2 rRNA genes (1 of these 2 running past the window's edge) are annotated in these 1,799 nt (G+C 50.0%); both read left to right on the top strand.

What is annotated here, in order from left to right:
* Window positions 1-1,644, top strand: a 23S ribosomal RNA gene (locus AC1RP4_RS07510) (it extends 1,375 nt beyond the left edge of the window).
* A gap of 85 nt (window positions 1,645-1,729) precedes the next feature.
* Window positions 1,730-1,799, top strand: a 5S ribosomal RNA gene (gene rrf, locus AC1RP4_RS07505); the annotation flags it as partial.

Here is a 1,799-nt window from a genome sequence, read left to right as displayed (position 1 = left end):
GGTGGAGCGCTTAGAAGTGAGAATGCCGGTATGAGTAGCGAAAGACAGGTGAGAATCCTGTCCACCGAATGACTAAGGTTTCCTGGGGAAGGCTCGTCCTCCCAGGGTTAGTCGGGACCTAAGTCGAGGCCGAGAGGCGTAGACGATGGATAACAGGTTGAGATTCCTGTACTAGTTATATTTGTTTGAACGATGGAGGGACGCAGCAGGCTAAGGAAGCGCACTGATGGATATGTGCGTCCAAGCAATAAGTCTGAAGTTGAGTTAAATGCTTAACTTTAAGGACAAGTTGTGATGGGGAGCGAAATTAAGTAGCGAAGTAACTGATGTCACACTGCCAAGAAAAGCTTCTAGTTAGAATATAACTACCCGTACCGCAAACCGACACAGGTAGTCGAGGAGAGTATCCTAAGGTGTGCGAGAGAACTCTCGTTAAGGAACTCGGCAAAATGACCCCGTAACTTCGGGAGAAGGGGTGCTGACCGAAAGGTCAGCCGCAGTGAATAGGCCCAAACGACTGTTTATCAAAAACACAGGTTTCTGCAAAATCGTAAGATGACGTATAGGGGCTGACGCCTGCCCGGTGCTGGAAGGTTAAGAGGATGAGTTAGCTTCGGCGAAGCCCAGAATTGAAGCCCCAGTAAACGGCGGCCGTAACTATAACGGTCCTAAGGTAGCGAAATTCCTTGTCGGGTAAGTTCCGACCCGCACGAAAGGCGTAACGATTTGGGCACTGTCTCAACGAGAGACTCGGTGAAATTATAATACCCGTGAAGATGCGGGTTACCCGCGACAGGACGGAAAGACCCCATGGAGCTTTACTGTAGCTTGATATTGAGTGTTTGTATAACTTGTACAGGATAGGTAGGAGCCGTAGAGACCGGAACGCTAGTTTCGGAGGAGGCATTGGTGGGATACTACCCTCGTTGTATGAACACTCTAACCCTCGCCACTAATCGTGGTGGGAGACAGTGTCAGGTGGGCAGTTTGACTGGGGCGGTCGCCTCCTAAAAGGTAACGGAGGCGCCCAAAGGTTCCCTCAGAATGGTTGGAAATCATTCGCAGAGTGTAAAGGCACAAGGGAGCTTGACTGCGAGACTTACAGGTCGAGCAGGGACGAAAGTCGGGCTTAGTGATCCGGTGGTTCCGTATGGAAGGGCCATCGCTCAACGGATAAAAGCTACCCTGGGGATAACAGGCTTATCTCCCCCAAGAGTCCACATCGACGGGGAGGTTTGGCACCTCGATGTCGGCTCATCGCATCCTGGGGCTGTAGTCGGTCCCAAGGGTTGGGCTGTTCGCCCATTAAAGCGGTACGCGAGCTGGGTTCAGAACGTCGTGAGACAGTTCGGTCCCTATCCGTCGCGGGCGTAGGAAATTTGAGAGGAGCTGTCCTTAGTACGAGAGGACCGGGATGGACATACCTCTGGTGTACCAGTTGTTCTGCCAAGGGCATCGCTGGGTAGCTATGTATGGATGAGATAAACGCTGAAAGCATCTAAGTGTGAAGCTCACCTCGAGATTAGATTTCCCATTCCTTTATGGAAGTAAGACCCCTGAAAGATTATCAGGTAGATAGGTTGGAAGTGGAAGTACAGTGATGTATGGAGCGGACCAATACTAATCGGTCGAGGACTTAACCACAAAGTGGTGTGAAACGGTGTACGGCTTAAAAATCAATGATAAATATTAGCTAGTTTTGAGAGAATAAGTTTTCTCAAAAAAAGAGTGTGGTGGCGATAGCAAGAAGGATACACCTGTTCCCATGTCGAACACAGAAGTTAAGCTTCTTAGCGCCA

The sequence above is a fragment of the Dellaglioa sp. CoH-56-MRSF-10 genome (assembly GCF_056782175.1).
Note: the sequence above shows the minus strand (reverse complement) of the source record. Positions and strands in the feature narration are given on the sequence as shown.